This is a genomic window from Nonomuraea lactucae, assembly GCF_003313395.1.
Taxonomy (GTDB): domain Bacteria; phylum Actinomycetota; class Actinomycetes; order Streptosporangiales; family Streptosporangiaceae; genus Nonomuraea; species Nonomuraea lactucae.
Genome location: NZ_QNFZ01000700.1, coordinates 1 through 3,393, shown reverse-complemented (window position 1 = coordinate 3,393; position 3,393 = coordinate 1). Strand labels below are relative to the sequence as shown.

At 70.9% G+C, this 3,393-nt stretch carries 3 protein-coding genes and 1 pseudogene; 1 reads left to right on the top strand and 3 read right to left on the bottom strand.

Going from position 1 to position 3,393, the window contains the following annotated elements:
- The 3 genes from DQW85_RS25645 to DQW85_RS25635 all read right to left on the bottom strand — a co-directional run.
- Positions 1-605: SAM-dependent methyltransferase (locus tag DQW85_RS25645; protein ID WP_162795370.1), on the bottom strand; the 605-nt coding region annotated here is incomplete at its 3' end.
- Between the two features lie 72 nt (positions 606-677).
- Positions 678-2,498 (bottom strand): glutamine--fructose-6-phosphate transaminase (isomerizing), encoded by a 1,821-nt coding sequence (gene glmS / locus DQW85_RS25640; protein WP_113702522.1) that lies wholly within the window; start codon positions 2,496-2,498, stop codon positions 678-680.
- A 49-nt stretch (positions 2,499-2,547) separates the two neighbouring features.
- Complete coding sequence (locus DQW85_RS25635) at positions 2,548-2,823, bottom strand: hypothetical protein (protein WP_113702523.1); 276 nt, start codon at positions 2,821-2,823, stop codon at positions 2,548-2,550.
- 184 nt (positions 2,824-3,007) lie between these two features.
- On the opposite strand from DQW85_RS25635, the pseudogene DQW85_RS25630 reads away from it, so the two are divergent.
- Positions 3,008-3,393: pseudogene (locus DQW85_RS25630) on the top strand (N-acetylmuramoyl-L-alanine amidase); the annotation flags it as partial.

The window sequence follows — 3,393 nt, the reverse complement described above, 5'->3', positions numbered from 1 at the left end:
GCCCCGCCCATCCGGTCGCGGGGCCGGGACGAGCGGGGCGAGCCGGCCGCGGCCCGGCCGGGAGAGGTCGAGTGGGTGAGCACCAGGTGGCTGCCCGGCGCGAGCGCGTCGCGGAGTTCGGCCACCGCGGCGTGCGGGCGGTCGGCGTCGGGCACGAAGTGGAGGATCGAGATCAGCAGCACCCCGACCGGCCTGCTCAGGTCGAGGAGGGCCGACGCGCGCTCCAGCACCGCGGCGGGGTCGAGCAGGTCGGCCTGGACGAACGCGGCCCTGCCCGCCTCGCCGAGCAGGACGTCCGCGTGCCGGGCGACCACCGGGTCGCGGTCCACGTACACGACCCGGGCCTCGGGGACGACCTGGTGGACGCTGCCCTGGGTGGGCAGGCCGCTGCCGAGATCGAGGAACTGGCGGACGCCCACGCTCGCCAGGTGGCGCACCGCACGCTGGAGGAACCCTCTGTTGACCCGCGCCAGCGGCACGGCCTGCGGGATCAGCTCCGCGAGCCGGTCGGTCGCCTCGCGGTCGACGGCGTAGTTGGCCACACCGCCGAGCATGTAGTCGTACATGCGTGCGAGGTTGGGAGTGTGCGGCTCGAACTCAACCACAAGCTGATCTTAGGTGGCGATTACGCTATTTACACGACCTTTGTGCGATTGTAGCCATAGTGCCGCATTGGTTTATTCAACCGTGACGCTCTTTGCGAGATTGCGCGGCTTGTCCACATCGCGGCCGAGGGCCACCGCCGCGTGGTAGGCGAACAACTGGAGCGGGATCGTCAGCAGGATCGGGTCCAGCTCGATCTCGTTCTTCGGCACCACGATGGCGTCGTCGGCGAGCTTGGCGTCGGGTTCGCGATGGCCCACCATGAGGACCTGGCCGCCGCGGGCGCGGATCTCGCCGAGCGTGGTGAGGTTCTTGTCGAGCAGCTCGTCGTCGGGCACGATCGCGACCGTCGGCATGTCGGGGCCTATCAGCGCCAGCGGCCCGTGCTTGAGCTCGCTGGCCGGGTAGGCCTCCGCGTGCACGTACGAGATCTCCTTGAGCTTCTGCGCCCCCTCGCGGGCCACCGGGTAGCCGCGCACCCGGCCGACGAACATCATGCTCGGGTAGTCGGCGTACTTCCGCGCCAGCTCGGCGATCTTGTCGCCCTGGGAGAGGATCTCCTCGATCTGGGCGGGCAGCCTGCGCAGGCCCTCGCAGATGCGGCGGCCGTCGGCCGGCGACAGGTCGTGCACCCGGCCGAAGTGCAGCGCGATCAGCGCGAACGCCAGGGACGTGGAGGTGAACGCCTTGGTCGAGGCGACCGAGACCTCGGGCCCGGCGTGCAGGTAGACGCCGCCGTCCACCTCGCGGGCGATCGCGCTGCCGACCGCGTTGACGATGCCGATCACGCGGCCGCCCTTGCGCTTGAGCTCCTGCACCGCGGCCAGCGTGTCGTAGGTCTCGCCCGACTGGCTGATCGCCACGTAGAGCGTGTCGGGGTCGACGACCGGGTTGCGGTAGCGGAACTCGCTGGCCGGCTCGGCGTCGGCCGGGATGCGGGCCAGCTCCTCGATGAGCTGCGCGCCGATCTGGCCGGAGTAGTACGCCGACCCGCATCCGATGATCTTCACCCGCCGGAAGGAGCGGGCCTCGCGGGCGTCCATGTTCAGCCCGCCGAGGTGCGCGATGTGGAAGCGGTCGTCCAGGCGGCCGCGCATGGTGCGCGAGACCGTCTCGGGCTGCTCGGAGATCTCCTTGAGCAGGTAGTGCTCGTAGCCGCCGGTGTCGTAGTGGCCGGCGTCCCAGTCGACGGTCAGCGGCTCCTTGGCGGTCTCGCGGGCGTCGCTGGCGAAGGTGTGGAAGCCGTCGGCCTTGAGCACGGCCAGCTCGCCGTCCTCCAGGTGCACGACCTGGCGGGTGTAGCGGACCAGCGCCGCCACGTCGGAGGCGGCGAACATCTCCTTCTCGCCGATGCCCAGCACGATCGGGCTGCCGTTGCGCGCCACCACGACCTCGCCGACCCGCTCGGCGTCTATGACCGCGATGCCGTACGTGCCGACGACGCTCTTCAGCGCCTTCCTGACGGCCTCCTCCAGGGAGGCGGTCTCCTGGACGGTGCGGGCGATCAGGTGGGCGAGCACCTCGGTGTCGGTCTCGGAGGAGAACACGACGCCGTCGGCGATCAGCTTGGCGCGCAGCTCGTCGGCGTTCTCGATGATGCCGTTGTGCACGACCGCGACGCGCTCGTCCGTGGACAGGTGCGGGTGCGCGTTGACGTCGCTGGGCACGCCGTGGGTGGCCCACCGGGTGTGGCCGATGCCGAGGGCGCCCTTGAACCTGGCCGGCACGGCCTTGGCCAGGTCGGCGACCCTGCCCTTGACCTTGCGCACCTTCAGGCCCTTGTTGGACACCACGACGCCGGCCGAGTCGTAACCGCGGTATTCGAGCCGTTGCAGGCCCTCCAGCAGGATGGGAGCCGCGTCCTTCGGGCCGACATAAGCGACGATTCCGCACATCCGTGGTCTCTCCTCTTTACGTGTGATCGTGTGCCCGCGAAAGACGCGGCTATCCGTAGACGATGCGGCGCAGCTGCCGCACGGACAGGTCGGGCGCCGCCACCCGGCGGAGCCGGAGCTCGGCGGCGATCCTGGGGAAGATGTCGTCGTTCGTGAGGCCGCGAGCCTTCAGCTCGCCGTGGCGCCGCCGCACGAACTCCTCGACCGGCTCGGAGAAGTACGACAGCACGTCGGCCACCACGCGGGCCGCCTCACCCGGACCTAACCCGCTGGTCCTGGTGAGGTGCGTGATGAGCTCCTCATGGGGATGCCGTGCCGTGGACACAGACGAGGACACTACGCATTCGTGGCGAGACACGCCAACATCCTGCCCGGAATCGGGCAGGAATAGCGTCGAGACCGGTAATCCGTGTGTCGCACGGCATCGTACGCCACGGCACGCGCGCTAGATCCTTTCTGACGGCGGTCACGGACAGTAGTCTGCTCGTACCGTTCCGTGGAGGGTTGCCATGCTGCCGTGGGTCGCCGCCGGTCTCGCCGCCAGCACTCTGCTGGGGCCCGTTCAGGAGTCCGGACGGCAGGGCGAGTTCGCGGCGGCGGCCCGGGAGCACGGCGTGCCGGTGAGCGTGCTGCTGGGCGTGGCCTACCTGCAGTCGCGGTGGGACTCCCACGGCGGCAGGCCCAGCACGGACGGCGGCTACGGACCGATGCACCTCGTGGGCCTCGGGCCGGCCCGCCAGGCACGCGAGCCGAGCGACCGCCACGCCTCCGGTGACGCCCGGGGCGACGACGCCAGGCCCGCACCCGGGCGCGACCCGCTCTCCTCCCATGACTCCCGGGCCGGGGTGTCCCCGCCCGGCGGGGCGACGCTGCGGCGGGCGGCGCGGCTGACCGG

Excerpts from the sequence above, each read along its gene's own strand:
- glmS (WP_113702522.1), bottom strand. The coding sequence starts at position 2,498 with ATGTGCGGAATCGTCGCTTATGTCGGCCCGAAGGACGCGGCTCCCATC.